16 protein-coding genes are annotated in these 26,925 nt (G+C 64.0%); 5 read left to right on the top strand and 11 right to left on the bottom strand.

Going from position 1 to position 26,925, the window contains the following annotated elements; translation table 11 throughout:
* Both XalbCFBP2523_RS16460 and XalbCFBP2523_RS17275 read right to left on the bottom strand, forming a co-directional pair.
* Window positions 1-1,113, bottom strand: a 1,113-nt coding sequence (locus tag XalbCFBP2523_RS16460) for a Tle-like phospholipase domain-containing protein (protein WP_430523484.1), incomplete at its 3' end; no start/stop codon positions are given.
* The gene (locus tag XalbCFBP2523_RS17275) at window positions 1,110-1,976 is read right to left on the bottom strand and encodes a hypothetical protein (protein WP_230599042.1); all 867 of its coding nucleotides are present in this window, start codon (window positions 1,974-1,976) and stop codon (window positions 1,110-1,112) included. The genes XalbCFBP2523_RS16460 and XalbCFBP2523_RS17275, both read right to left, overlap by 4 nt.
* Before the next feature lie 177 nt (window positions 1,977-2,153).
* Here XalbCFBP2523_RS17275 and XalbCFBP2523_RS16645 point away from each other — a divergent pair, with 177 nt between their 5' ends.
* Window positions 2,154-2,333, top strand: coding sequence for a hypothetical protein (locus tag XalbCFBP2523_RS16645; protein WP_155393076.1), 180 nt, complete (start codon window positions 2,154-2,156; stop codon window positions 2,331-2,333).
* A 270-nt stretch (window positions 2,334-2,603) separates the two neighbouring features.
* On the opposite strand, the gene XalbCFBP2523_RS15060 is transcribed toward XalbCFBP2523_RS16645, so the two are convergent.
* Both XalbCFBP2523_RS15060 and XalbCFBP2523_RS15055 read right to left on the bottom strand, forming a co-directional pair.
* Entirely contained in the window at window positions 2,604-4,673 is a 2,070-nt protein-coding gene (locus XalbCFBP2523_RS15060) for a dipeptidyl-peptidase 5 (protein WP_045761773.1), read from the bottom strand.
* 253 nt (window positions 4,674-4,926) lie between these two features.
* The gene (locus XalbCFBP2523_RS15055) at window positions 4,927-6,885 is read right to left on the bottom strand and encodes an OPT family oligopeptide transporter (protein ID WP_045765526.1); all 1,959 of its coding nucleotides are present in this window, start codon (window positions 6,883-6,885) and stop codon (window positions 4,927-4,929) included.
* Between the two features lie 251 nt (window positions 6,886-7,136).
* Here XalbCFBP2523_RS15055 and XalbCFBP2523_RS15050 point away from each other — a divergent pair, with 251 nt between their 5' ends.
* From XalbCFBP2523_RS15050 to XalbCFBP2523_RS16640, 3 genes are all read left to right on the top strand, one after another.
* On the top strand, window positions 7,137-8,903 hold the full coding sequence (locus tag XalbCFBP2523_RS15050) for a peptide MFS transporter (RefSeq protein WP_045765525.1): 1,767 nt from the start codon (window positions 7,137-7,139) through the stop codon (window positions 8,901-8,903).
* Between the two features lie 136 nt (window positions 8,904-9,039).
* The gene (locus XalbCFBP2523_RS15045; RefSeq protein ID WP_230596703.1) at window positions 9,040-10,626 is read left to right on the top strand and encodes an MBL fold metallo-hydrolase; all 1,587 of its coding nucleotides are present in this window, start codon (window positions 9,040-9,042) and stop codon (window positions 10,624-10,626) included.
* 242 nt (window positions 10,627-10,868) lie between these two features.
* Window positions 10,869-11,030: a hypothetical protein gene (locus tag XalbCFBP2523_RS16640; RefSeq protein ID WP_155394127.1), complete on the top strand. Its 162-nt coding sequence runs from the start codon at window positions 10,869-10,871 to the stop codon at window positions 11,028-11,030.
* An 82-nt stretch (window positions 11,031-11,112) separates the two neighbouring features.
* Here XalbCFBP2523_RS16640 and XalbCFBP2523_RS15035 read toward each other — a convergent pair whose 3' ends face one another.
* The 7 genes from XalbCFBP2523_RS15035 to dpgA form a co-directional block, all read right to left on the bottom strand.
* Window positions 11,113-11,331, bottom strand: a complete 219-nt coding sequence (locus XalbCFBP2523_RS15035) for an MbtH family protein (protein ID WP_012915588.1) — start codon at window positions 11,329-11,331, stop codon at window positions 11,113-11,115.
* A gap of 101 nt (window positions 11,332-11,432) precedes the next feature.
* A complete protein-coding gene (locus XalbCFBP2523_RS15030) occupies window positions 11,433-13,166 on the bottom strand; it encodes a cyclic peptide export ABC transporter (RefSeq protein ID WP_080928064.1) in 1,734 nt (577 codons plus the stop codon).
* A 76-nt stretch (window positions 13,167-13,242) separates the two neighbouring features.
* Window positions 13,243-14,040 (bottom strand): enoyl-CoA-hydratase DpgD, encoded by a 798-nt coding sequence (dpgD, locus tag XalbCFBP2523_RS15025; RefSeq protein ID WP_230599040.1) that lies wholly within the window; start codon window positions 14,038-14,040, stop codon window positions 13,243-13,245.
* Complete coding sequence (locus tag XalbCFBP2523_RS15020; RefSeq protein WP_045765524.1) at window positions 14,037-15,383, bottom strand: aminotransferase-like domain-containing protein; 1,347 nt, start codon at window positions 15,381-15,383, stop codon at window positions 14,037-14,039. The genes dpgD and XalbCFBP2523_RS15020 overlap by 4 nt, the downstream gene beginning before the upstream one ends.
* On the bottom strand, window positions 15,380-16,657 hold the full coding sequence (locus tag XalbCFBP2523_RS15015) for an enoyl-CoA hydratase/isomerase family protein (RefSeq protein ID WP_045765523.1): 1,278 nt from the start codon (window positions 16,655-16,657) through the stop codon (window positions 15,380-15,382). Before XalbCFBP2523_RS15015 ends, XalbCFBP2523_RS15020 begins: the two co-directional genes overlap by 4 nt.
* Complete coding sequence (gene dpgB / locus XalbCFBP2523_RS15010; RefSeq protein WP_045765522.1) at window positions 16,654-17,397, bottom strand: enoyl-CoA-hydratase DpgB; 744 nt, start codon at window positions 17,395-17,397, stop codon at window positions 16,654-16,656. The genes XalbCFBP2523_RS15015 and dpgB overlap by 4 nt, the downstream gene beginning before the upstream one ends.
* 39 nt (window positions 17,398-17,436) lie before the next feature.
* Complete coding sequence (dpgA, locus tag XalbCFBP2523_RS15005; RefSeq protein ID WP_012915582.1) at window positions 17,437-18,540, bottom strand: 3,5-dihydroxyphenylacetyl-CoA synthase DpgA; 1,104 nt, start codon at window positions 18,538-18,540, stop codon at window positions 17,437-17,439.
* A gap of 442 nt (window positions 18,541-18,982) precedes the next feature.
* On the opposite strand from dpgA, the gene XalbCFBP2523_RS15000 reads away from it, so the two are divergent.
* Window positions 18,983-26,925: non-ribosomal peptide synthetase (locus XalbCFBP2523_RS15000; RefSeq protein ID WP_146084106.1), on the top strand; the 7,943-nt coding region annotated here is incomplete at its 3' end.

The raw sequence follows: 26,925 nt of genomic DNA, 5'->3' as shown, positions 1-26,925 counted from the left end.
GAAAGCCGCAACACCCGCCCGATGCGCCGCCGAGGCCATGCGCTCGTCCATGTCGTGTACCGCATGGCCAACCGAGCGCGCGGCATCGCCGGCATCGTGCAAACTGTGTGCTGCACCCTGCACGTGCGCGTTATGTTCGATGGCATCGCGCAGCGACGAGTCCCCGTTCAACGTCAGGTATTCGTTCACCTGCCGCTGGATGTCCGCTGGCAGATGGGTCTGGCCAGGGTGCGCGCGCATCTGGCGTAGCGCCTGGGACAATTCGGCACGTTCGTGAGCAACCTCCCAGGTGAAATGCTCGAAGGCCGCTTGATGGTCGGCGTAACGCTGCGACGCTTCGCTGAAATGATGCGGGGCCAGGACGTTGTCCGGACTTTGGCTGCCGAAGTACTGGCCGGCACCGTGATCGCCCAATCGCATCGCCAGCAGGACATTCGGGGGCGGCGCGCCGACGGGCGCATCCAGATACCGGCCAGCGCGCAGGCTCTGCACATCGTCATGACTGGCCAACGACACCATGCTGCCGACGTGAGGGCTCGCCGCGCTCACCACATCGCCGGCCATGCGGTAATTGGTCACGTGGCAGCCGGGCTGCGGCGTGCCATCGGTCAGCCCCCTCGCGCCGTAAGCGTTGTAGGTGGAGCCAGCCAGGCCGTATTTGGCCGCTTCGATCTGCGCCAGCGCGCCGCCGAGGGAGTGGCCGGCGACGGTCACCTGGTCCTTGGTGATGCCCTGCTTGGCCGCCTTGGCGAGCATCTGCGCGGTGAACGCATCGGCGGCGGCTTTTTGCGGATTGACGGCGTCGCGCACCATCGTGGCATCGACGGCGATGTCCTGGAGAGTGGTGAGCGCATGCTGCGCTTTTTCCGCCTTGGTCTCGCCAGTAAATAAATCCGTGTCGGTGCCACGGTAGGCGATGATGATGTTGTGTGGTACTTCCACGCTTCGATACGCTGTTGCGTGGAAACCACTGATAGGATCGTTCGCGTAGCCAAAGACTGTGTAGTACTGACCGTCAAGAGGTATTTTTTTCGAGCCATCAACTTCACTCTGCGAACGGTTTCTATAGGAATTAATAGCAGCGTCGGCACGTGCTTGATCGGTAGTGTTCATAGCTTGGCTTCCCTGACAGTAATGGTGACTTGGAAGTGAGCATCTGGATGCTGAACAACCTCATCGTCTTCTCCAGTGAGAGTTTCAGCACCATACTCAACGAGATGCTGATCCCCATATGAGCTCCTTCTAAAGTAGAAGGTCCGCTCACCATCACGCAGTAGAGGTTCAAGACCATTCCCCCAATTGAACCTCACCCCCTTGGCTATCGCAGAAATTCCAGCACCGGTCGCATCCCAGTGGCACACTCCAAGCTTGAAGTAATCCTCGTCCAGCAAGGCGTCACGGTAGAAATATCCCTTCCATGTGTGATCGTCCACCTGTGTCATCGGAACATCGAGCCCAGTACCAGGCACTTGCCGCACACCAACGAACGGCATCATCGGCACGCATTTTTCATTGATGACATCGTACCCGATGTATGCCTTGATCGACTCCCACGGCCCCGGCGCATGGGAGGTGGCAATCACTTCGTAGCGTTTGACCGGATGCGGGTTGAGGTGACCGGTGGCGCCGTCATTGCCGACATCGATGCCTTTGGAGCAACCCGCAGCGGTCAGGGCCAGCGGCATGATGGCGGTGGCGGCAAGGTGTTGCAGTTTCATCGGGTCGTCCTCGGGGGGATGGGTCGCGGATGCGGCGGCAGGCCGGTACGGCCACGGTGCGGGTTTACGCTTGGGTTCCACCGGCAATCCGCCAGGTGGCAGCGGCCCCAGTTCGGCGCGCACCCGCGCATTGATGATCGCCATATCGCGCAGGAGCTGCAGATCGTGCAGCGGATCGCGCACCTTGAGTTTGCGCGGGCGATAGGGATTGTCGCTTTGATCGTCTTGATCGTCTTGATCGTCGGTGTCCTGGCTCATCGCGCGTGACCTCTCCGTTGAGTCGACCTTTCCCGCTGTGCCTGCGATCTTACGCCACAGCGACGTGCAGCAAACAGCGCAATCAGCACGCTCAGCCAAGCCAGCAGCGGCACACCGAAGCCGAGTGCGCCAGCCAGCTTGATCTGCCCCGCATAAGGCAGATAAGCAAGCTAGTGGATGACCTTGCAATACTCGATCCTGGTATTCCACGCCAGCGGCGTATGCACGCTCAACAGCATCCGCAATCGCCAGCCGATGAAACACAAGCCAGCGACCGCCATCGTCAGGAATAAAACGCCGGCACCTGCCCATTTGATTCCCTTCATTCCCGCCTCTATCCCTGTTTCGCCGGATTGAAACCCTATGCTGGGCCAGGTGCGGAACGGCTGTCAATACCAAGTACGGAAGAACCGTCAATCCCACACCATGCGATGTCAGCGGCGGCGGATTGCGACGCCGCCCCGGGCTCCGCCTGCCGAGCAATGGCATGCCGCGCGCCTATTCACGAAAGGTCACGCGGTTGCGGTGCAGCTTGCTTGAAAAAATCCGCCATCAAGCGGCATGTCGGCCCGATGGCGGATGTTGCGGATGCGCTCTGCGAAAAGGTGCAATGCGCCCCGGTGACTTTCATTCGCCGATATGTTGCTTCAACCATCCATTGACCGTGTCGTGCCACAAAATGCTGTTTTGCGGCTTGAGCACCCAATGATTTTCGTCCGGGAAATACAGAAACTTGGATTCGATGCCTTTGCGCTGTAATGCACCGAACGCCGCCAAGCCCTGTTCCATCGGAATACGGAAATCCTGCTGGCCGTGGATCACCAGCATCGGCACTTTCCATTTATCCACGTGCACAATCGGATTGAACTTTTCGTAGCCGGCCGGATTCTGCCATGGCGTCCCGCCATTTTCCCATTCGCTGAACCACAGTTCCTCGGTGGCATACCCCATCATGCGGTTGTCGAACACGCCATCGTGATCGACCAGGCACTTCCAGGGCTGGTTCCAGTTGCCGGCCATCCAATACACCATGTAACCGCCATAGCTGGCGCCGAGCGCGCAGGCTTTGCTGCCATTGAGGAAGCGGTATTTTTTCAGCGCTGCCTCCCAGCCTTTTTGCAGGTCCTCCAGCGGGCGGTCGCCCCAGTGTTGGCTGATCGCGTCGGTGAAAGCCTGGCCGTAACCGGTGGAACCGTGGAAGTCGATCATCACCACGGCGTAGCCCTGCCCCGCATACGTCTGTGGATTCCAGCGGTTACTCCAGCCATTGCCGAACGTGCCTTGCGGGCCGCCGTGAATAAGGAACGCGACCGGGTAGGTCTTGCCTTCCTGGTAGTTGTACGGTTTGACCACGTAGCCGTGCACTGTGTCGTTGTTCCAGCCCTTGAACGCGAACTGCTCGTAGTCGCCGAAGGCCACGCCGGGCAGCAGCTCGCTGGTGCTAGGGGTGATGGCACGGGCATGTTGCCCATCGGCGTCGGCAACGACGATCTGGTCGCCGCTCTTGAGGCTATCGCGGGTGAAGGCCAAGGTACCGCCGGCCACCACCGGGGTACCGATGGTGCCGTCGGCGACGAGACGGCGGACCTGGCCGTTGGCGAGATCGACCGCGAACAGCGGATGCTGGCCCATGTCGTCGGCGGTGGTGTAGAGGGTGGCGCCGTTGGCCGACAGCGCGATGCCGATGGCCGAGCGATCCCACTGCGGGACGATCGCGCGGGTCTTGCCGCTGACCACATCCATCGCCATCAGCTCGAAACGGTCGGCTTCGAAACCGGGGCGCTTCATCGCACGGTAATACAGGGTCTTGCCATCGGCGGAGAACACCGGGCCGGCATCCCAGGCTGGATTGGACGCGGTCAGATTGACCGGCGCCGCCTTGCCGGCGGGATCCAGCCGGTATAGATCGAAGTTGGTCGACCACGGCTCCTGACGCCCGGCCACGCGCACGCTGGCGACCAGCGACTGCCCGTCCGGCGCCCAGGTGTAGTCGTCACCACCGCCGAACGGCTTGGACGGGATGTCGCCGTCCAGAGTGACGCTGACCGCCTTGGCGGCGATCACCGGCTTGGCCTTGGCCCCGCCCGGCAGTGCCGCGACGAACAGGCTGTTGCGACGGCCATCGTTCCAGGCGTCCCAGTGGCGCACGAATAGATGGTCGAACACCTCGCCGCTGGCCTTGGCCTGTTTCTTCGCCTGCAGACGTTTCTGGGTGCAGCCCAGGTCCGACAGGCAGTCCTGGAACACGGCGACACTGAAGGCGACGCGGTCGCCCTGCGGCGCGACGTGGTAGCTGTCCACATCCAGCGGAACATCGGTGAGCTGGCGCGGCGTGCCGCCAGCCAGCGGCAGCGCGTACACCTGTTGCCGGCCAGACTTGGCACTGAGGAAATACACGGTCTTGCCGTCGGCCGACAGCTGCGGCGTATTGACGTTCCAGCCCTCCGGGGTCAGCCGCTTGGGCGTGGCCGCATCGCCGCCGCGCAGATCGCGCAGCCACAGCGCGGTGCTGGCCTTGTCGGTGGCCTTGTCCATCTGCTGCTTGGCGAAGATCACGCTGCGGCCATCGGGCGTCAGCAACGGCGAGGACACCCGATCCAGCGCGACCATGTCGCGGACATCGAAACCACGCGGGGCCGCCAGCGCGGGCAAGACGGTCAGTAGGGCCAAGGGCAGCAGAGCGTAACGCAAGGTCATCAAGGGTCTCCAAAACAGGACAAAAGATAGATGTTAAGCATGCCGGTGGGCGTGGGCAAAGGCATGAAGTCATGGCAGAGCGCCGGGACTTTAGGGAGCAGCGTGGCGCGTGTCGCTGGAACGCAAAGCACATGGCACCGACCAGCGCAGCGTCTGGGATGACGACGCACGCACCAGGGCGTCGCATCTGCACCTGCCAACAGCCGCCGCGCGGCAGGCGGCCGCGCGACGGAACAACACTGTGGCGCGGGACTCAGCCCTGCGGCGTAGCCGCCACTTCCCCCTTGCGGCCGGTGCGGTAGAGCATCCCTCCGACGATTGCCAACAGCGCCAGGCCGCACCACTGGTTCAAATGGAACCCGCCCGGCAACGCAAGCACGTCGGCACGGCCGGAGAGCACGATCGGCACGGCGATGGCGATCCCCATCAACGCCTCGCCGGTAATCAGGCCAGCGGAGAACAGCACGCCGGGACGATGCACGCGGTCGCGCCCGGCTTCGTCATCGGCGTGGATGTTGTGGAAGCGCTCGACCAGATGCGTGATCAGACCACCGAGGAAGATCGGCACCATCAGCTCCAGCGGCAGGTAGATACCGATGGCAGCGGCCAGCACCGGCGCACGGAAGCGTTTACCGCTCTGCTTCAGCCACGCATCCAAGGCAATGATCGCCGCGCCGACCCCCATGCCGATCCAGATCATGGTCCATGGCAGTTCGCCGCCGAACAAGCCCTTGGCCACCGACGCCATCAACGTGGCTTGCGGCGCGGCCAACGCATTGGGATGCTGCGGCGTCGCCGCGCCGATGCCATAGGCCTGGGCCAGCAGATTCAAGACCGGCGCCATGATCAACGCGCAGGAGAACGCGCCGATGGCCAGCATCAATTGCTGTTTCCACGGCGTCGCCCCAACCAGATAGCCGGCTTTCAGATCCTGCAGATTGTCGCCACCGACCGCGGCCGCGCAGCACACCACCGCGCCGATCATGATCGCGGCGACCGCGCCGATGGGCGAATCGCGCCCGAGCAGCAGCACCAGCACCGCCGAGGCGAACAGGATGGTGGAGATGGTGATGCCCGATACCGGGTTGTTCGACGAGCCGATCAGGCCGGCCAGGTAGCCGGAAACCGAAACGAACAGGAAGCCGGCGACGATCATGATGACGGTCATCGGCACGCTGACATGCCACTGGCCGACGATGGTCTGGTACAGGCCCAACAAAGGCAGCGTACACAGCAGCAGCGCCAGCAGCATCCACTTCATCGGCAGGTCACGGTCGGTGTCGTCGACGACGTTGCCATCGCTGCGCTTGCGCGCGGCGGCGAACCCGCTCCGGATCCCGGACAATAGCGACCTGCGCAGCGAGAACAACGTCCACACCCCGCCAATGAGCATCGCGCCCACGCCAAGGTAGCGGACCTTGGCGGCCCAGATGCCGAACGCCGCTTCGGCCGCCGACGCGCCCACCAGGCTGTGCGCCAGCACCGGGTCCATACCCATGAAAAACTGCTGGTACAGCGGAATGGCCAGATGCCAGGACAGGATCGAGCCGAACAGCACCACGATGCCGACGTTGAGTCCGACAATGTAGCCCACGCCCAGCAGCGCTGGCGACAGGCTGGTGCCGACGTAACCGACCATCTTGCTGCCGCCCAGATAGGCCGCCTGCGCCCAGGTATCGGGAATGACCTTCAAGCCACTGGCCGCGCCGAGTTTGACCAAGCCGCCGATCGCCGCGGACAGGCTCAGGATCTTCAGCCCGGGACCGGGATTTTCGCCGGCCTTGAGCACTTCCGCGGCGGCCTTGCCCTCGGGAAACGGCAGCGGATCCTCGACGATCATCGCCCGGCGCAGCGGCACCGAAAACAGCACGCCGAGCAGCCCCCCCATGCCGGCGATGCCCAGCACCCACCAATATCTGAAGTCTGGCCAGTAACCCATGATGACCAGCGCCGGGATGGTGAAGATCACGCCGGCCGCAATCGACGAGCCGGCCGATGCGCCGGTCTGCACGATGTTGTTTTCCAGAATGGTGCCGCCGCCAAGCAGGCGCAGCACGCCCATCGACACCACCGCCGCCGGAATCGCGGTGGCGATGGTCAGCCCAGCGAACAGCCCGAGATAGGCATTGGCGGCCGACAGCACCACGGCCAGCACGATCGCCAGCACGACCGCACGGAAAGTGAGCTGACGCGGCGCGGCAGTGTTGTTCATGGCAATCCCTGAAACGAAAAAACGCCCTGCACGCTAGCGGCTGGGACGCGGCAAGTCCAGTGCGCAAGCAAGCAACGTGTTGGCGCAGGCCAAAGTGATCGGACCGTGCAGAAGGACCGACGAGGGAAGAAGGTGACCGACGCAAGATGACACTGCGCGTGAAAAACGGATCGCGTGCTTGCGAACGCGGCGATCCAGGCACGGCGTCGGCACACCTATACTGCGCCGCTGTCCCCCTATCGAGATCGATAGTGTCTGTGTCCTCGCTACCGCTGCGCGATACCCGCGACGATTTTCTCGGTCATCCCAAGGGCGTCTACGTCTGTTTCTTCACCGAGATGTGGGAACGTTTTTCCTTCTACGGGATGAAGGCGCTGTTGCTGCTGTATCTGACCAAGTACCACCTGTTCGGCGACAAGGCCGGGCTCGACCTGCTCGGCGCCTACGGTGGACTGGTGTACTGCGTGCCGGTGTTGGGCGGATTGCTCGCCGACCGCTGGCTGGGCATGCGCAAGGCGGTGGTGTTCGGCGGTCTGTTGCTGGTGCTCGGCCACCTAGGCATGGCTGTCGAGGGCCATGCCGCCACGCGGGTGAATGGCGGAGTGGTCCGCGATACCGCGGCGCTGGGGGTGACCTACCTGTCGCTGGCGCTGATCATCATGGGCGTGGGCTTCCTCAAGCCGAACATCTCCACCATCGTCGGCAAGCTCTACCCCGACAACGACCCGCGCCGCGACGCCGGGTTCTCGCTGTTCTATGCCGGGATCAACCTGGGCGCGCTGTTCGCGTCGCTGGTCTGCGGCTTTCTCGGCGAAGCCTATGGCTGGCGCTACGGCTTCGGCGCCGCCGGCATCGGCATGGTGCTCGGCCTGGGCATGTTCCTGTGGGGGCAGAAATATCTGCACCGACATGCCGAACCGGCACAGCCGGCGCTGCTGCGCGAACGCGTGCTCGGGCTTAAACGCGAATGGGCCATATATCTGGCGGCGGTGCTGGGCGTGGTGCCGGTCGCCGCGCTGATGTGGGCCGCGGCCAATGGCGCCTTCAGCCTCGGCGGCGAAATCTCGCTGGCCTTGTTGCTGATGCTGCTAGTGCTCGGCGCGGTGTTGCTGTGGTTCGCCTGGTTCAGCGGCACGCAATGCACCCCGGTGCAGCGCCAGCAGATGATCGCGCTGATGGTGCTGATCGCGATGGCGCTGGTGTATTTCACCCTGTACGAGCAGACCTATGGGTCGTGGGTCACCTTCACCGACCGACTGATGACCAAGGACATCGTACCGACCCTGGTGATCCACGACGGCACGCCGCTGCCGTGGTCGATCGCCTCGCTGTTGCTGGCGCCGCTGGGCTTCGTCCTGGCCGCCACGCTCTCCGACCGCCGCCCCGGCTCGACCGCGCCGCGCACACTGTTCGTCGCGTTCAGTGCGTTGATGCTGCTGTTCCTGCTCCGCGACTGCCTGGTGTTGCCGCAGACCGCCGGTTCGCTGACCTACCTGGGTGCGCTGTTCCTAGTGCTGCTGGCACCACTGTTCGCGGCGCTGTGGGCGTGGCTGGCGCGACGCGGACGCGAACCGTCCAAGCCGGCCAAATCGGCGCTGGGCCTGCTGCTGGCCGGACTCTCGTTCGTCCCGCTCGCGCTGGCCGCACAGCAGGTCGGCGGCAGCGGACAGGTCGCCAGCGTGTGGTGGCTGGTGCTGGCCTACTTCGTGCTGGAGATCGGCGAGATGTGCCTGTCGCCGGTCGGCCTGTCGGCGGTGAGCCAGCTTGCGGTGCCGCGCGTGGTCAGCCTGATGATGGGCACCTGGTTCCTGGCGACCGCGTTCTCGGAGGCGCTGGCGGCGCTGTTCGGCAAACTGGCCGCGATCGAGGTGCCGGACGGTCAGGCGCTCGACCTCGCCGACGCCGCCGCCAAGTACGCGCATCTGTTCTGGCTCATGCTATGGATCGGCGCGGGCTGTGCGGTGCTGGCCTTCCTCGCCGCACCGCTGCTGCGGCGGATGATGCACGGGGTGCCATAGCCACGCACAGCACGCAGGCCCCGGCACGGCCGGAATGGCGCGCTGCGGCAAGCGGTTGCCACGATGGTGCAAGCCGCTGCGTGCCCTGCATGCCACACTGCACGCCTACGCTGCTGCACGTTCCCTAGGCCCGCCCATGATGACATCCCCCTGGTTCCGGCTCTCCGAGCATGTCCGTCTGCTTCCGCGCGTCAACGGATGGTTTGCCCATCCCTATCTGATCTCGCCGTTGACCTTCGGCCTGTACACGCAGCACTCGCATCTGTCGATGATGGAGTCGTTCCTGGAGGATCCGGAACAGCACCGCGCGGCGCTGCGCGAGCCGGACATGCGTGGCGGCCCCTTCATCGATCATGCCGGCGACGTAGCCGACATCCGTGCGTTCCGCGATCAGACCCTGCAACGCTGCGCAACGCAGTTGCAATATGCTGAGGCGATCAGCGCGGTCTACAGCGTGTTGCAGAGCGAGGCCAAGGGCGCCGGCCTGGCCGGGCTGTACGCCAAGTTCGACCCGTTGATCCGCGACAAGCTGGAAATCTTCTACGACGTCAGCAAGCAGCCTGGCGTGCGTTTCATGGAGCGCCAGTTCTACGCCAGCAGCGCCTACGACCCCGGCCTGCAAAGTGCGGTGCTGGAGCCGGTCAGCGACCAGGAGCGCGCATTTGCGCTCAGCACGCCGCAATTGCCATCGGCCGCCGGCTCGCTGGAATTGAATGCGCCGTTCGCCGATCCGTTCTGGGACCAGCTGTGCGGCGGCATGGCCGATGCCGAGGCCCTGATCGATCTGATCCTGGGTTACGCACCGAGCGGCACCACGCGCGAGGACGCCCGCGCGTTGCTGACCGACGCGCCGCTGCCCGAGCATCCTGCCCCGGACGGCGTGCGCGTGCGCTACTTCGGCCATGCCTGCGTACTGATCGAAGGCGCGGGCGTGAGCATCCTGATCGATCCGCTGATCAGCTATCCCGGCGAATGCGCCATCGACCATTTCACCTTCGACGATCTACCGGCGAAGATCGATTATCTGCTCATCACCCATCCACACCAGGACCATGTGGTGATGGAATCGCTGCTGCGGATCCGTCACCGCATCGGCACCGTGGTGGTGGGACGCGCCGGCGGCGGCGATTTACAGGATATTTCCCTGAAGCTGTGCCTGGAGCAATGCGGCTTTTCCAATGTGGTGGAACTGGCCGACTACGAAGAACTGCGTTTCCCACGGGGAAGAATCGTCGGTGCGCCGTTCTACGGCGAGCATGCCGATCTGGATATCCGCGCCAAACTGGTACACGCGGTGGAATTGGACGGCAAGGTCTGCGTGCTGTTCGCCGACTCGCGTCCACCGATGGTCGAATTCTATGCGCAACTGAAAGCCATGTTCCCAAAGATTCACTGCATGTTCCTGGGCATGGAGTGCGTCGGCGCGCCGGCGACGTGGCTGTACGGCCCGCTGCTGCAGAAGATGCTGACCCGCGGCGAGGACCAATCGCGCCGACTCGATGGCTGCGACCACGCACTGGCCAGTGCGCTGCAGGCGTTCTTCCTGCCCGAGCGGCTCTACGTCTACGCTATGGGCGCCGAACCCTGGGTCACCCACATCACCAGCATCCTGTATTCGGAGGATCTGCCGCAATTCCGCGAAGCGCGCCAATTGGAAGCGACCGCGCGTGCGGCGGGCCACCATGCCGAACTGCTGTTCGGCCGTTGTGAGATCACCCTCTGACCCGGGCACGCCCCATGTCCGATACACGCGGCTACTTGCGTGCCAACGCGGTAGCGCGCCCATTGCTGAATCACTGGATTCTTGGGACAGCCGATTCCACCGGCACAGGCGGCGCGGGACCCGGCACTGATGGGTGACCCATGGATCAATCCTGCCCGCGCACATCGACTATGTACTGATCACCCATCGCCATCGCGAGCATCTTCGTCCGGACATCCTGCTGCGGCTCCGGCATCTATACGATGGGCCAGGAGCCCTGGCTCAATCATGTGCTGGCAATCAACCCATCCGGCGAGCATCGGGGCTTGCGCGAGGCCGAACAATTCCTGAGCCACTGCCGCACGCGCGACATCGACGGCGAGTGCCTGTTCGCAATGCGGGAACTGCGACTTCCCGCGCCCTGAGCGGCAAAAACGCCAGAGCGCACATGCTCGCCCCCTGCCCCTCCCGACAGCACACGCCGCCAGGAGGGGGACGATATGGCGCTCAGTGCCCCGCCGCCGCCATCGCATCGCGCAGGCTTTTCGGACGCATATCGGTCCAGTGCTCGTTGACATAATCCAGGCAAGCCTGCTTCGGATTGGGGCCGAACACCACCGACCACCCATTCGGGACGTCGGCATAGTCCGGCCACAATGCGTACTGCTCCTCGTGGTTGATCACCACGACATAGTTATGATCTTGTTCGTCGTCTTGGATTGACATGTGTGCGTCCTCCGATGGGGATGAGTGGCGGCATATTGCACGCATCTGACGATGCGCTGGGCGCCGGCCGCACGTTCGACGCGCCCGTGAATCTTGTTCGATCAGACGCCCGACACGATACCGTGGGCCTGCCGCTTGTGCAGCGCCGGGGCGTCTGTGTGTAGATCGTCCTGTTCCCCGCACACCGGCGAGGATTCGGTCATGCAACCATAGTCGAGGGTCAATACGCGGTCGGCCACATGACGGTAGCCCTGATCGTGGGTGACCAACACCAATGTTTTGCCACTGGCACGCAAGGCCGGCAACAGCACCGTATAGAACCGCTCGCGAAAAGCCTGGTCCTGATCGGCGGTGAGTTCGTCGAACAGCATGATCTGACGGTCGTCCAGGCACGCCTGAACCAGGGCAAGGCGCTTGCGCTGCCCCTGCGACAGCTCCACCTGCGAGAACACGCCCTGGATCCGGTCGAAATCGACCTTTGCGTCCAGATTCACCCGCTCCAGCCAAGCCTGTACCTGAGCCGGATCAGCCGGTGCGGCGTCGGCGCCGATCACGTGTTCGAACAACATGAAATCGAAGAAGACCGCACTGAACATGGCCCGATAGCGCGTCAGCGCCAAGTCTTCGCCCAGCACGCGACCATCGACGAGAATGCGTCCCTCGCTGGGCCGCAGCAGTCCGCTGAGCAGCAACAACAGTGTCGATTTGCCGCTGCCATTACCGCCAGTGACGAAGACAGTCTCACCGCGCCGCAAGCTCAGATCCACCGGGCCGAACTGGAAGTCGTCGCCATTGGCACCGGTATAGCGATAGATCACGCGCTCCAGGCGCAGCGTGGTCCATGTGGCTTCCACCGTTGCGGGCACGCTGCCGTCCTGGAGGTCTGCGGCCAGTGCGGGAGCAAACGGCGCGCTTGGCGCATCGTCGAGCCCCACCTCGCGCAAATGACGCACGCTCGCCGATGCGCTAGCGACCTGGGCGCCGAGATCGAACAGCGCATTGAGCGGACCGCTGATGAACAAGCCAGTGATGACGAAGTGCAAAATGGTGGGCGACGGTACCGCGAACAGATAACGTCCGGCCAGGATCGCCGCCAAGACCCAGCCATAGCCGAGCAACTCGGCGCAGGCGTCGCTGATGCCCCAATGCATGCTGGTGTCGAACTGGGTGCAACGGGCGTTCTCGATTGCCGGGCGCAACTGCATGCGCGCGAAATGACCGGCACGCGCCGGCGACAAGGTCAGTTCCTTTTTGCCCTCCACCAGCGTGCGCAGCAGTCCATTGAGGCGCTCCTCGGCCTTGCGCATCCGGTCGAAAGCCGGCCCGGTGAAGCGCCGGGTGAAATAGAACAACACGCCCGACAAGCCGATGAAAGGCACTACCACCGCGAACAACGACAGCGAGACCCAGGCCAGGTACAGCAATCCACCCACTGACAGCAGGCTGTTGGTCAACAGCATCGGCCCCATCTGGATCATCTGGGTCAGACGAGCGACATCCCCGATCAAGGCACCGAACACGGCGTGCTTGCGATGCATCAATTGCTCCAGGGGCAGAGCCAGAAAGCGCGTGGACAGCTCCCCGCGCAGTTCCGCCATCAATCCGCTGCCCACATGCGCCGCCAGGCGCGCAGACAGCAGGCGCACCACCAGCGCGGCGCCGAGCAGCAACGCACCGCGCAGCAGCGCGTCACCCATCGGCGTGTGCAGCAGGTTGGTCGCGGTCGCGTTGAGATAATCCAGCAGCAACATCGAAGCGCCCGCACTGGCCGCCGACAGCAGCGACATACCCGCCAATGTGCCGGCATGACGGCGTAGATAGCGCCGAATGAACATCACATCGTCCCCTCTGGCAGGGGCGAGGCGGCACCATCGATCCGGATTCGACCGATCGCCGCCAGTATGCACGCGTTCATTGGCCACTCCATCGCGGCGGACGTTTCTCCACGAATGCCAGCGGCCCTTCGCGGCTGTCCTGGCTGAGCCGCCGACGCTCTTCCCAGGAATACCGGGTGGTGAACGCCTCGGCCAGTGGCAGGCAAGCCGACGTGGCCGCGGCTTGCTTGATCGCGCGCAGCGACAACGGCGCACACGCCAGCAGATCCTGCACCCAACGCTCCACGCAGGCATCCAGGTGTTCCGGCGCGACCACCTCGTTGACCAGACCCAGGGCCAAGGCACGCGCCGCATCCATGCGCCGACCGCTCAGCAGATAGCCCATCGCCGTGCGATACGGCAGCTGACGGGTCAGGCGGAACACCCCGCCGGCACCGGGGATCAACCCGAGCCGCGCTTCGGGCAAGGCAAACTCGGCGGTGTCGGCGGCGACGATGATGTCGCAGGCCAGAGCCAACTCGAATCCGCCTCCCAACGCCAAACCGTTGACCTTGGCGATCACCGGCTTGCACAGCTCGAAGCGCTCGGTCAGGCGCGGCCAACCGGGCGCGCCGTGGCTGCCGAACGAGGACGACGGCGCCCCCGCGTGCAGACGCGCCGCCAGTTCCTTCAGATCCTGACCGACCGAGAACGCGCGCGCGCCACTGCCGCTGAGCACGGCCACCCACAGCGTGTCGTCGCGCTCGAAATTATCCCAGGCGTCGGCCAAGGCCGCATGCGTCGCCAGATCCAGCGCGTTCAACACCTTCGGACGGTTGAGGGTGATGCGCGCGATATGACCATCGCGTTCGAACAACACCGGCATCTCGTTCATCCGAGCACCCGCGGATCGCACAGGAAGCGGTGCAGCCGCTTCACCCCTTCGTCGATTTGCGCCTCGGTCAGATAACTGCACGATAGACGCAGGGTCTGCTGCCCACCCTCGTCCAGATAGAACATGCGCATCGGCGTCCACAGCACGCCATATTCGCGTGCGGCCAGTTCCAGCAAGGCCGTATCCACTGTCACACCGAGATGTAGGCAGACAAAAAATCCGCCCTGCGGTCGGTTCCAGCGCAAGGCCGGATGCGTGGCGGCGACATCGCCGAGTTCGCGCTGCAACGCCGCCAGCAGACAGGCGAGCTTGCCCTGATAGAACGCCGCACGATCCGCGCCCAGCGCCGCGAGCGACCCCCCACTAGCCAGCAGCATGCCCGCGGCGATGGCCTGGCAGACCGGCGAGGTATTGACCGTCACCATGCTTTTGAGCGTGGCCAGAGCATCGGCCAGCACGCGTGGGGGCTGCCCGGCCACGCCCTGATCGGCGATCACGAAGCCGACGCGGATTCCCGGCAAGGCGATCTTGGCGAACGTGCCCAGATGGATCACGCGTCCACTGCGATCCATCGCCTTCAATGACGGAACCGCATGCTCCGGACGGAGAGTGAAACCGTAGGTGCTGTCCTCCAGCACGTAGAAATCGTGCGCATCGGCCGCATCGAGCAAGGCTTGGCGCTGCGCGCGATCCAGCAGACTGCCCGAAGGATTGGAGATATCCGGCGCGACGTACAAAGCGCGCACACGGCGGCCCTGCGCACGCAATTGGGCGCAGGCGCGATGCAGGGCCTGCAGATCGACGCGACCATCGACCTCGTCGATGCCCAACAACGGGATCGCGAGCGCACGCGCCGCGCCCATCGCACCGACGAAACACGGCTGCACCACCGCCAGAACATCGCTGGGCTGGGCGAACAAGGCACGTAGCACCAGGAACATCGCTTCCTGGAAGCCCACGGTGACCACGATGCTCGACGGCGCGATATCCAGCCCCTGATCCTGGCGCAGCGCCTGCGCGAGCAGTGCATTGATGATGCCGCGACTGGGGCCGTACTGAAACAGACGACGCCGCACCTGCTGCTCGCTGAGGCCCTCGGTGCGCATCATGTGCGCAAGATAGGTCTGCAGATAAACGTTCAGGTCCAACGATTCCAGCAACGCCGCCGCCGGTGCGCCAGGCGCGAACGATATCGCCTGCGGATAGCGGTCGATGACTTCGTTGAGAAAATCGATCGCCCCCAGCACTGGCTCGCCGAGGCAGGGATGCAACTCGGCCGGGTCCAGCATTGCCGCTTCAAACTGCGGCACAGCGGCCAAGTCAGCGGTGGGCTGCCTGCTCATGCAGCCCACCGCTGGCGCAAGCGGGCCAGCACGTCGCCCGCATAGATGCGACTGGACTGCACCAACACGAATTCGACCATGTATCGGCGGAAATCCTCCGGCGATTCCTCCGCCACCCGCAACATGCGCCGGTTCGGCGCCACCGCTTCGCTGCGCATCTGCTGCACAGCGTGGGCGATGGTTACATCCATGGCCTCGCTGGCGACGACCGCGTCGGCCAAGCCAGCGGCGTCGGGTTCATCGGCCTGGATGATGCGTCCGCGCAGGATCATATCGCGACTGACCCGATGCCCCACGCGTGCGCCTAGACGCAAATTGGCCGAACCAGGCACGATGCCTTCCTTGGCCGCGGGCAATACGAAATACGCCTGGCGTTCGGCCACCACATGATCGAAGGTCAGCATCAATTGCAGGCCGCCGCCAATGGCGAACGCATCCACCGCCGCCACCCAGGGCTTTTCGATGCCCTGCTCGCGCACATCCGCGCCCGGCCAACACAGGCCGCGGCGAATCTTATTGAGATAAGTGAACTCGCGGCGCAGCAGGAAATCGACAAAGGAAATCTTGCCCTGGTACAAATGTTGAAGATTGATGCCCGAGCAGAACACCCGTCGATCGCGGTACTTGGGATGCTCCATCAAACCGCCACGCACGACCCCGACCATGACCTCATCGTCGAGCAGGGCGAGATCGACCGCCACTTCCATCGCCTCGACCAAGGCGTTGTCCTCGGCATTCAGACCGCTCTGATTGGCGACGGTCAACCAGGCCGCGCCATCACGGCGCTGCACATGCACCGGCCCGATCTGCACCTGCGCGTCGTTGCGGAACTGCGGCAGCAACGCCAGCGCACGCGCGCTCGGACGCAACATGCTGTCGATCAGATGGTGGCCGCACTCGGGCTGGCGCAACACGCCCCACAGAACGATGGCCTGCTCGATCTCCCAGCCTTCTTTTTCCGCCTGGATGCAGGCGTGTTCGCGCGCCCATTGCGCCTGGCTCGGCAACAAACCCGGCACAGCATCGCCAACTGCGTGCAACAACTCGTCCAGGCGCAGCGCCAACGCATGATCCTGGGTGAGCGTCGCGTACAACCAGCCGCCATGCTGGCGCATGAACTCCATGCGCGCGGCCCGGCAGCGCGCATGCACGGCGGCAGCGCACTGCGCCTGTGCCGGGTCGCGCCGCGCAGGCACTGGCAAGGCGAGCAGCTCCTGTTCGCTCCAGGCCGCCAATGCACGCACTTGCGTCAACTGTTCCGCCAGCAGGGTCATGTCGAGGCCATACGCACGCATGTGTCTTGCGCGTGTTCGGCCGGCGTCTGTTGTGCTACGCGCCGCTGACGGCGGCGCAGTTCCATGTCGCAGGCAGCCAGATGTTGACCCACGGCCTGTTCGTAGGAATGCGCGGCGCCTTCGAGCAGCAACAGACGCCGACTCGGCAGCACCTGCATGTCGACGCCCGCCAGGGACGCCAACCATGTGGAGATCAGCCCCTGAGGATCGTCGCTGACCTGATCGACCACCCCCAACTGCGCCATGCGCGCGCAATCCAATTGGGTTTCGAACAGAAACACCGCGCGCGCCGCGCCGATACCCAGACGCGTACTCATGCGCCGCATCGCCATGCTCGGCCACGCGGCTTCGCCGCTGTGCATGCGGATGCTGGCGCCCGGCATAGCGATGCTCCGATCCACCGCCAGCAGTACATCCAACATCCCGGCCGTGCAGGCGTTCTCGATGCAGGCCAGTGACAGACCTTCCAGCCGCTCGAAGCGACGCATCGCCTTTTCCCAGCGACCGACCACATCCAGACTCACCAGACCCGGCCACGATACGTCAGCCGGCAACGTGGCCGTACCGCGCAAATGCAGGAGCAACACGGCAGGCATTGCAGTGTCTTCGACCTCATCGCAGGCGAGGCTGATGCGTTGAATCAACGCCTCGCTCAGCATGCTGGTGGCGTCGATATCCAGATGCACGACATGCAGGGCGGGGTTGGAGAGATGTTTCATGGAAAATTCGCAGGGCTCATGAACGGAATCAAACTTGGCTTACCAGCACAACAATGCCGTCTCGATCGACGATCCCGGCCCCATCGTCATCATCACGCCCCAATCGCCTGGGCGGATCTGCCCCTCATCGAGCAGTCGCGCGTATGAGAACAGAAACGAGCCGCTGGACATGTTGCCATGCTCGCGCAGCACATCGATGGTGTGACGCATGTCGTGGCTGGTCAGCATTAAGTTAGCGCAGATCGCATCGATGACCTTGCGCCCACCCGAATGCACCAACCAGTGCGCGATATCGCGGCGACGCAACCCGGTGCCCTCCAGCAAACGCTCGACCACCGTCGGCGCATTGGCCCCCACCACGTAGGGCACGTCCTTATGCAGACGAAAATGGAACTTTCCATGGGTTTCATCCCAAACGAAACGCATGGCATCCAGCGCTTCGGGAATCACCTGGCTAGCGAATTTGCACACCCGCGGCCCTAAATGAGGATCGCCACTGTCATCGCCATCGGCGATCACTGCCAATGCCGCTGCGCCATCGCCGAACAAGCTGTTGACGACCGCCGTCTCGATCCCGTCGTCGTCGACGTAAGCCGCCGAACACACTTCGATGCACAACAAGATCGCGAGTTTTCCCGCATTGGCATGGGTCCAGTTGACCGCCGCATTGAAGCCGTTCAGGCCAGCGTTGCAGCCCATGCCGACGACATCCAAGCGAGCACAGTCCTGACGCATTCCCAAGCGTTGAATCAACAGCGAACTGAAGCCGGGGGTCAGCAAGCCAGTGGTGGTGACGCAACACAGATAACGCACGTCTTCCAGCGATGCACCAATCGACTGCAGACAGCGAGTCAATGCGCGCTCGCCGATTTCCAGGCCGATATCACGGTGTTTGTCGAGCAATTGTGCCTGCGTTTCGCGCGGTGCCTGCGCTGTCCCATCACTCTCGGGCAATACCAAGCTGCGCGAGTCGATGCCATTTTGCAAGAACACAAGACGCCGACGGGAGTCTTCGATCCCGAAGCGCTGCAACACATCCGACTGCGAATAGCGATGGTCAGGCGTGGCAGTGCCGACGCCGCGAATGCGCGGTACGACGGCTGGTGGCGCACTCGTCGATGCAACACACGCATTAAAGTTCATGCGGATCCGAGTTCCAGCATTGCCCAGGTATGGATCGCCAATCTATTCGGGCGACTGCGACGCATCGCATAGTGCGTGAGCCTGCCTCAGGCGACTTGCTCATTCGCGCCGATGAGTTGCCTATCAGCGTCACCGGCAATCACGCCAAGCGTGCAGAGCACCTGAGCCTATCAGACATCGGTCGCCAGGTAGCGAAGCGCGTTATCGCGCGCAAACGAGGCCGCCAAGGACAAATCGCCGTCACTACCAGTCAAGCGTGCACCGGCAACTGCGCCTAAAAATCAACTACAGACAACCTCCACCTGAGCAAAACACGTGCAAGGCCCGATGTCAATGATCCTGCTTCGATGCAACAGGCAACCACGGCGTCCTTGGTCGTGTCCAGGCAAGCAGACGTTCCTGCACCTATCGCGATCGCGCTTGCTGGAGGAATGCACCCGTCATGGATAACTCCGTCAAGAGCCTACCGGCTTCCTTCGTGCAAAAGCGCATGTGGTTGCTCGCCAAGCTGGACCCTCAGGCATCCATCAGCTACCACATGGCCAATGGCGTGCGCCTGATCGGCGCACTGGACATCGACGCTCTGCAAGCGGCACTGGATCGCATCGTGTTGCGCCACGAAGTACTGCGCACCAGCCTGATCGAAGTCAATGGGCAGGTTCGTCAGCGCATTCACGCAACCATGCGCTTCCCACTCGTGCATGAAGATGCGAGCACGCTGGACATCGCACGCATCGCGCAATACGAAGCCAGACAGCCCTTCGATCTGGAACTGGGCGCTCCGGTGCGCGGGCGTCTGTTACGGCTGACGGCGCAGGAGCATGTGCTGCTGCTGACCTTCCATCACATCGTCTGCGATGGCTGGTCGATCGGCATTCTGCTGCGCGAGCTGGAAGTCTTGTACGCCGCCTTTGTCCGCCAGCAACCCGATCCGCTGTCGCCATTGCCCATCCAGTATGCGGACTATGCGATCTGGCAAAGCGAGCAATTACAGGGCGACACGCTCGATGCGCAACTGCGCTTCTGGACAGGGCAACTGAATGGCGCCCCGACGCTGCTGGCGCTGCCGACCGACCGCGCGCGTCCAGCCATCCAGGACTACCAGGGCGCAGTGGTCGAACTGCTGCTGCCAACTGCGTTGGCACAAGGGCTAAACGCACTGGCGCGGCGCCATGGATGCTCGTTGTTCGTCACCCTGCTGGCTGGCTGGGCCCTGCTGCTGACCCGAATCAGCACGACCGACGAGGTGATGATCGGCACCCCGGTCGCCGGACGCACGCATCCGGACCTGGAAGGGCTGATCGGCTGTTTCATCAACACGCTGGCGTTGCGCCTGGACGTATCCGCAACACCGAACGTGGGGCAATGGCTGGCGCACGTCCGCGACGTGGTACTGAAGGCACAGGATCACCAGGAACTGCCGTTCGAGCGCGTCGTCGAAGCGCTGCAACCGAACCGCAGCCTGAGCTACACCCCCCTCTTCCAGACACTGTTCAGCCTGGATGGTTTCAGCGGCGACCAATCGTTACAGATGCCTGGATTGCGACTAGAGCCGTTGCCGAACGCATCGAACATGTGCGCCTTCGATCTGATCCTGGAGATGCAGGAGTCCGAGAGCAGGCTGGGCGGTTGCATCAAATATCCGACGGCCTTGTTCGACCAGGCGACGATCCAGGACTACGCCGCACAGTTCGTCCATCTGCTCCAGGCGATGAGCACCCACGATGGTCACCGGGTCGATCGGCTGCCTTGGGTGCCGGAGACACAACGCCATCGTGTGCTGCACGACTTCAACGCCGCCCAGGCGGTTTTACCACCGTTCCCGCGACTGTCCGACGCCTTGCTCGCCCAGGTCCAGCGTACTCCAGAAGCAACGGCGCTGATCGATGGCGCGCTGCACATGAGCTATGCGCAACTCTGGAATCGCGCCGCTTGCCTGGCCAATCATTTGCAACAGGACGGCCTGCTGGCGGGCCAGCCGGTAGGATTGCTGCTGCCGCGCTCGGCCGACCTCATCGTGGCGCAGCTGGCCGTACTGATGTGCGGCGCTTGGTATGTGCCGATGGATCTGGAGCAACCCACCGAACGCCTCGCCTACCTGCTGCACGACTGCCATGCGCGGCTGGCGTTGGTGCATACCCAGGCTCCGCCGTTGGATGTGCCCGGCCTGCGCTGCGTCGACCTGCAACACATCCTGCTTGATGAGGCAGCGACACCGCCCCGGCCATTCACGCACCCGCTCGGTGCGGCCTACGTCATGTACACCTCCGGATCGACCGGACAGCCAAAGGGCGTGGTCATCCCCCAGCATGCCGTCCTCAACCTGGTCATGCAGGACGGACCGGCGCGGCTGCGCGCCAGCGACCGGGTCGCCTTCGCCTCCAACCCTGCCTTTGACTCGGCCACCCTGGAAGTCTGGGGCAGCCTGCTCAACGGTGCCACCGTGGTGGTGGTGCCGGCCGCCACGCTACGCGAGCCAGTTGCACTGGCTGCCATGTTGCGCAATGCGCAGATCAGCGTCTTAATCCTGGTCGCCGGCGTGCTGCGCGTCTACGCGCCGCTGCTGGCGCCGCAATTGAGCGGGCTGCGGATGCTGTTGACCGGTGGCGATGTGGCCGACCCACAGGCGCTGACCACGGTACTGCAAGCCGGCGGTCAGGTCAGCGTACTGCAGACCTATGGCCCGACCGAGAGCACCCAGTTTGTCACCGCCCTGGCCTTGGATCAGGCCCCGGATGCCAGCCGGCCCGTGCCGATCGGACGGCCGCTGTCGAACAACCGTGCCTATGTGCTGGACCGCCATGGTCAGCCGACCCCGATCGGCGTGGCCGGCGAACTGCATCTCGCCGGTCTCCAGTTGGCGCAGGGCTACCTGCATCGCCCCGCACTCACCGCCGAACGCTTCGTGCCCGATCCATTCGCCCAGCAACCCGGCCAGCGCATGTACAAGACCGGCGACCTGGCGCGCTGGCTGGCAGACGGCAGCCTGGATTTCCTCGGCCGCAACGACGACCAGATCAAGATCCGTGGCTTCCGCATCGAACCGGGCGAGATCACCGCAGCGCTATGCGCCTGCCCCGCGGTGCGCCAGGCAGTCGTCATCGCCGATGCCCGTTCCACCGGCGACACGCGCCTGATCGCCTATGTGGTGGGCGAGGACACGGTGACCCTCGATGCAGAAACCTTGCACACGCAGTTGCGTGCACGGCTCCCCGATTACATGGTGCCGACGGCGTATGTGCAGCTCGATGTCCTGCCACTGACGGCCAACGGCAAGCTCGACCGTCGCGCTCTGCCGGCAGCAGATGCCGACGCACTCGCACTGCAAGCGTATGCGCCCCCCGAAAGCGAGTTGGAAACACAGCTGGCCGACCTCTGGCGTGCGCTGCTCGATATCGAACAGGTCGGCCGTCGCGACGACTTCTTTGCCTTGGGCGGGCACTCACTGCTGGCCGTACAGTTGGCTTCGCGCATGCGGCAACAGCTGGGCCTGGCCGTGAGCTTGGCCGACATCTTCGCGCACCCACGCCTGGCCGATCTGGCCAACGCCGTGACGGTGACCTCGACAGAGCACCAGCCAGCCATCGTGCCGAGTCCGCGCAACGGGCCACTGCCGCTTTCCTTCGCGCAACAGCGGCTGTGGTTCCTCGATGTACACGGCCACAGTGGCGCCGCCTACGCGCTCGCCTACGCGCTGCGACTGCACGGAACACTCGACACCACCGCGTTGCGCCGCGCACTGAACCGGATCATCGCACGCCACGAAATCCTACGGACCCGTTTCGCGACGATCGATGGACAACCGCAACAGATGATCGCCCCGGCCGATAGCGGCTTTGCGCTGACCCAGCACGATCTCAGCGACGCAAGCGATCCGTTGCAGGCTGCGCACGCGCACGCCGATGCGCAGGCGCAAGCTCCATTCGATCTGCAGAGCGGGCCGTTGCTGCGGGGATGCCTGCTGCGCCTGGGCGAGCGCGACCATGTCTTGCTGTTGACCGCGCATCACATCATCACCGACGCGTGGTCCGGTGGAGTCCTGGTCAATGAACTGAGCGCACTGTACGGCGCGTTCACGCAGGGACTGCCCGATCCACTGCCAGCACTGCCGATCCAATACGCCGACTTCGCCATCTGGCAACGTCGCTGGATGACCGGCGAGCGATTGCAGCATCAACTGGCGCATTGGATTGCCCATCTACGCGACGCGCCGACGTTGCTCCAATTGCCGACCGACTCCCCGCGCCCGGCGCAACAGGATCATCGCGGCGACCTCGTATCGCTCCACCTGGATGCCGCGCAGACGGCCGCGCTGAAGGCACTGGCCCAGCGCCACGGCGCCACCTTGTTCATGGTGATACTGGCCGGCTGGGCGGCGTTACTGGCCCGCTTGTCGGGCCAGCACCAGGTCGTGATCGGTACGCCGATCGCCAATCGCCATCATGCCGAACTGGAACCGTTGATCGGTATGTTGGTCAATTCGCTGGCGATCCGCATCGACCTGCGACACAACCCGAGCGTGGCCGCGCTCCTGGCGCAAACCCGGGCGACAGCGCTGGCCGCCCAGACATGCCAAGACATTCCCTTCGAGCATGTGGTTGAAGCGCTCAATCCCGTACGTAGCACCGCGCACAACCCGATTTTCCAGGTAATGCTCGCTTGGCAGAACGCATCGGAAGGTCAGCTCACGCTGCCAGCGCTCACGGTGGAAACATTACCAGGCACCCATCGCGCCGCGCAGTTCGATCTGGAACTGTCGATGCAGGAAAGTGACGATGGCATCGTCGGCAGCCTAGTCTTCGCCACGGCGCTGTTCACCCGTGCACGCATTCAACGCCACGTACGCCAGTTGCTGACCTTGCTAGCACGGATGAGCGCTGACGATACCGCCGCAGTCTCCACGCTTTCGGCAATCGAGCCGCAGGAACTGGCGCAGTTGCACAGTTTCAACGCCACCACTGCCGATCTCGACGGCAGCGGCTTCCTGCATCACGCCATCGCCGCACAGGCGCGGCGCACGCCGCAGGCGATCGCGGTCGTGGCGCAGACCCAGGCAATCCACTACGCCGAACTCGATGCCCGCGCCAACCAGCTCGCCCATCATCTGATCGGGCTGGGCGTCGTACCGGAACGCATCGTCGCCGTGTGCCTGCCGCGCAGCATCGATCTGATCGTTGCCATCCTCGCCGTGCTCAAGGCCGGTGCCGCCTATCTGCCGCTGGACAGCGACGTCCCGGCTGCGCGCCTGCACGCCATGTGCGCCGATGCCCGGCCCAGCGTGTTGCTGGCCCACCGCGAGAGCGCCGCGTTGCTCACACCGCGCGAGGATCTGCACACCATCCTGCTGGATGAAGCGCCATCGGCGTGGGCCTGCGCGCCAACGCATGCGCCGGTCGTTGCCACATTGCACCCACAGCATCCGGCCTACGTCATCTACACCTCCGGTTCCACCGGCACACCCAAGGGTGTGGTCAACACCCATGCCGCCATCGACAACCGTCTGCAATGGATGCAGCAAGCCTTGCAGTTGCAACCCCAACAGCGCGTCCTGCAAAAAACTCCCATTGGCTTCGACGTCTCGGTGTGGGAGCTGTTCTGGCCGTTACGCGTGGGCGGGTGTCTGGTGCTGGCGCAACCTGGCGGCCACAAGGATCCGGCCTATCTTAAGACGTTGATCGAACAGGCCAGCATCGACACCGCACACTTTGTGCCATCAATGCTACGCGTGTTTCTCGATGCACTGCCGCAAGGTGCATGCCGCACGCTGAGCCGGATCGTTTGCAGCGGCGAAGCGCTGCTCGCCGATCTGGCACGTGACACGCGTACCCGTCTGCCGCAGGCACGCCTGTACAACCTCTACGGCCCGACCGAAGCAGCGGTGGACGTCAGTGCCTGGGAATGCGGCGAGGCCGACGTCACCCAGGTGCCGATCGGCCGACCGATCGCCAATACCCAATTGCACGTCCTCAATGCCTACGCTCAGTTGGCTCCACTCGGCGTGGCCGGCGAATTACACATCGCCGGCATGCAATTGGCCCGTGGTTATCTCGGTCGTCCAGACCTGACCGCCGAACGCTTCGTCCCCGATCCGTTCGCCGATCAGCCTGGCGCGCGCATGTACCGCACAGGCGATCTGGCGCGTTGGCGCGCCGATGGTGCGCTCGACTATCTCGGCCGCAACGACGATCAGATCAAATTGCGCGGATTCCGTATCGAACTGGGCGAGATAGAAGCCGCGCTACGCACCTGCACCGGCGTGCAGGACGCGGTCGTGTTGCTGCGCGAGGACAGCCCTGGCGAGCCGCGCCTGGTCGCCTATCTGGTCGGCGATGCCGAGCAACTTGGCGCCGACACGCTGCGCACGCAGCTGGCTGCGCGACTGCCCGAGGCCATGCTGCCAGCGGCCTATGTGCAACTAAAGGCATTGCCATTGACCACCAATGGCAAGCTGGATCGCAAGGCATTACCAGCCCCGGGTGCCGACGCGCTGGCAACGCAGACCTACCTGGCCCCGGAAGGCGAACTGGAAACCGTGCTCGCCGGGCTATGGCGCGAGCTGCTCGGTGTCGAACAGGTCAGTCGTGGCGACGACTTCTTTGCCCTGGGCGGGCATTCGCTGTTGGCCGTGCAGTTGATCGCGCGCATCCGCGACCGCCTCGGCGTAGAAATACAGATCGGTGATGTGTTCAACCACAGCCAATTACAGGCACTAGCGCAATGCATGGAGCGCAGCGAGCGCAGCGACGCACAGCGGATCGTTACGGTGGATCGCCATGCGGCAATGCCGCTTTCCTTCGCCCAGCAACGCCTATGGTTCCTGGACCGCTTCGATCCCGAGAGCCAACTCGCCTATCTGATGCCCGGCGGCGTCCGCTTGAGCGGCGCACTGGACAGCCTCGTATTGCGCCGCGCGTTGGACCGTATCGTGCATCGGCACGAGGCGTTGCGAACCCGTTTTGCGATGGAACACGACGTCCCGGTACAGCGCATCGCCGATGCGCAGAGCCGCTTTCCACTGCACTGTATCGATCTGCGCACATTGCCCGACCCCGAGGCAGCCGCGCACGACCACGCCGCCGAAGAAGCCGGCACACGTTTCGATTTGGAACACGACACCCTGGTGCGTGGCCGCCTGCTGCGCCTGGCCGAGCAGGAGCACCTGCTGCTGATCACGACGCATCACATCGTCTCCGACGGTTGGTCGATCGGTGTACTGATGCGCGAACTGGGCGCTTTGTACACCGCTTTCCTGGAAGGCCGCGCCGACCCACTGCCACCACTTCGCGTGCAATACGCCGATTACAGCAGTTGGCAACGCCAACGAATCAGCGGCCAGGTGCACGAACGCCAGCGCGATTTCTGGCGCAGCCACCTGCAAGGCGCGCCGGCTTTGCTGGAACTGCCCACCGATCACGCACGCCCGCCGCACCAGGACTATGCCGGCGACAGCATCGCATTCGCACTGGGCCACGCCCAGAGCATCGCGCTCAAACAGCTCGGTCAACGTCATGGCACGACCCTGTACATGACCCTGCTGGCCGCCTGGGCAGTGCTGTTGTCGCGCCTGTCAGGACAGGATCAAGTGGTGATCGGAACCCCTGTAGCCAACCGCACCCATGAAGAGCTGGAACCGCTGATCGGCTTCTTCGTCAACACTCAGGCACTGCGGCTGGATCTGTCGGGCAACCCTAGCGTGGCCCAGTTGCTGACACAGGTACGCGCGACGACCTTGGCGGCGCAGTCCCACCAGGATCTGCCGTTCGATCAACTCATCGAAATACTCAACCCTGAGCGCAATCTGGCAGCGCATCCACTCTTCCAGGTGATGTTGAACTGGGAGAACCTGCCGGAATCGGCACTGCAACTTTCGGGCTTGCGGCTACAACAATTCGGCCTGCCAGCGCAGACGATCAAATTCGACCTGCAAATGGGACTGCAGGAAGCGCACGATGGCCGCATCGTCGGTACGCTCGGCTATGCCACCGCACTGTTCGAGCGCAGCACCATCGAGCGCCATCTGCACCACTTCTTCGCCGTGTTGCACGGCATGGTCGCCGACGAACACTGCCGCGTGGAGCGCTTGCCGCTCTTCAACACCACCGAGCGCCAGCAATGGCTGCAACGCCTCGCCCGCGAGCATCGCGTCTTCGCCGACCAGCGCTGTCTGCCCAGCGTGTTCGAGCAGCAGGCCGCACGCACGCCGCAGGCCATCGCCGTGGTCGATGGCCAGTGCACGCTGTGCTATGCCGACCTCGATGCCCGCGCCAACCAACTCGCCCATCACCTGATCGCTCACGGCATCGGCCCGGAAGATCGCATCGCACTGTTCCTGCACCGCGGCGTGGAGGTGATCGTCGCCATCCTCGCCGTGCTCAAGGCCGGCGC

The sequence above is a fragment of the Xanthomonas albilineans genome, assembly GCF_002939705.1.
Taxonomy (GTDB): domain Bacteria; phylum Pseudomonadota; class Gammaproteobacteria; order Xanthomonadales; family Xanthomonadaceae; genus Xanthomonas_A; species Xanthomonas_A albilineans.
This window is presented reverse-complemented; position numbering and strand designations above follow the sequence as displayed.

Excerpts from the sequence above, each read along its gene's own strand:
- XalbCFBP2523_RS15035 (WP_012915588.1), bottom strand. The coding sequence starts at position 11,331 with ATGTCAATCCAAGACGACGAACAAGATCATAACTATGTCGTGGTGATC.
- XalbCFBP2523_RS15020 (WP_045765524.1), bottom strand. The coding sequence starts at position 15,383 with ATGAGCAGGCAGCCCACCGCTGACTTGGCCGCTGTGCCGCAGTTTGAA.
- dpgA (WP_012915582.1), bottom strand. The coding sequence starts at position 18,540 with ATGAACTTTAATGCGTGTGTTGCATCGACGAGTGCGCCACCAGCCGTC.
- dpgD (WP_230599040.1), bottom strand. The coding sequence starts at position 14,040 with ATGAACGAGATGCCGGTGTTGTTCGAACGCGATGGTCATATCGCGCGC.
- XalbCFBP2523_RS15060 (WP_045761773.1), bottom strand. The coding sequence starts at position 4,673 with ATGACCTTGCGTTACGCTCTGCTGCCCTTGGCCCTACTGACCGTCTTG.
- XalbCFBP2523_RS16640 (WP_155394127.1), top strand. The coding sequence starts at position 10,869 with ATGGGCCAGGAGCCCTGGCTCAATCATGTGCTGGCAATCAACCCATCC.
- XalbCFBP2523_RS15030 (WP_080928064.1), bottom strand. The coding sequence starts at position 13,166 with ATGTTCATTCGGCGCTATCTACGCCGTCATGCCGGCACATTGGCGGGT.
- XalbCFBP2523_RS16645 (WP_155393076.1), top strand. The coding sequence starts at position 2,154 with ATGACCTTGCAATACTCGATCCTGGTATTCCACGCCAGCGGCGTATGC.
- dpgB (WP_045765522.1), bottom strand. The coding sequence starts at position 17,397 with ATGAAACATCTCTCCAACCCCGCCCTGCATGTCGTGCATCTGGATATC.
- XalbCFBP2523_RS15045 (WP_230596703.1), top strand. The coding sequence starts at position 9,040 with ATGATGACATCCCCCTGGTTCCGGCTCTCCGAGCATGTCCGTCTGCTT.
- XalbCFBP2523_RS15055 (WP_045765526.1), bottom strand. The coding sequence starts at position 6,885 with ATGAACAACACTGCCGCGCCGCGTCAGCTCACTTTCCGTGCGGTCGTG.
- XalbCFBP2523_RS15015 (WP_045765523.1), bottom strand. The coding sequence starts at position 16,657 with ATGACCCTGCTGGCGGAACAGTTGACGCAAGTGCGTGCATTGGCGGCC.
- XalbCFBP2523_RS17275 (WP_230599042.1), bottom strand. The coding sequence starts at position 1,976 with ATGAGCCAGGACACCGACGATCAAGACGATCAAGACGATCAAAGCGAC.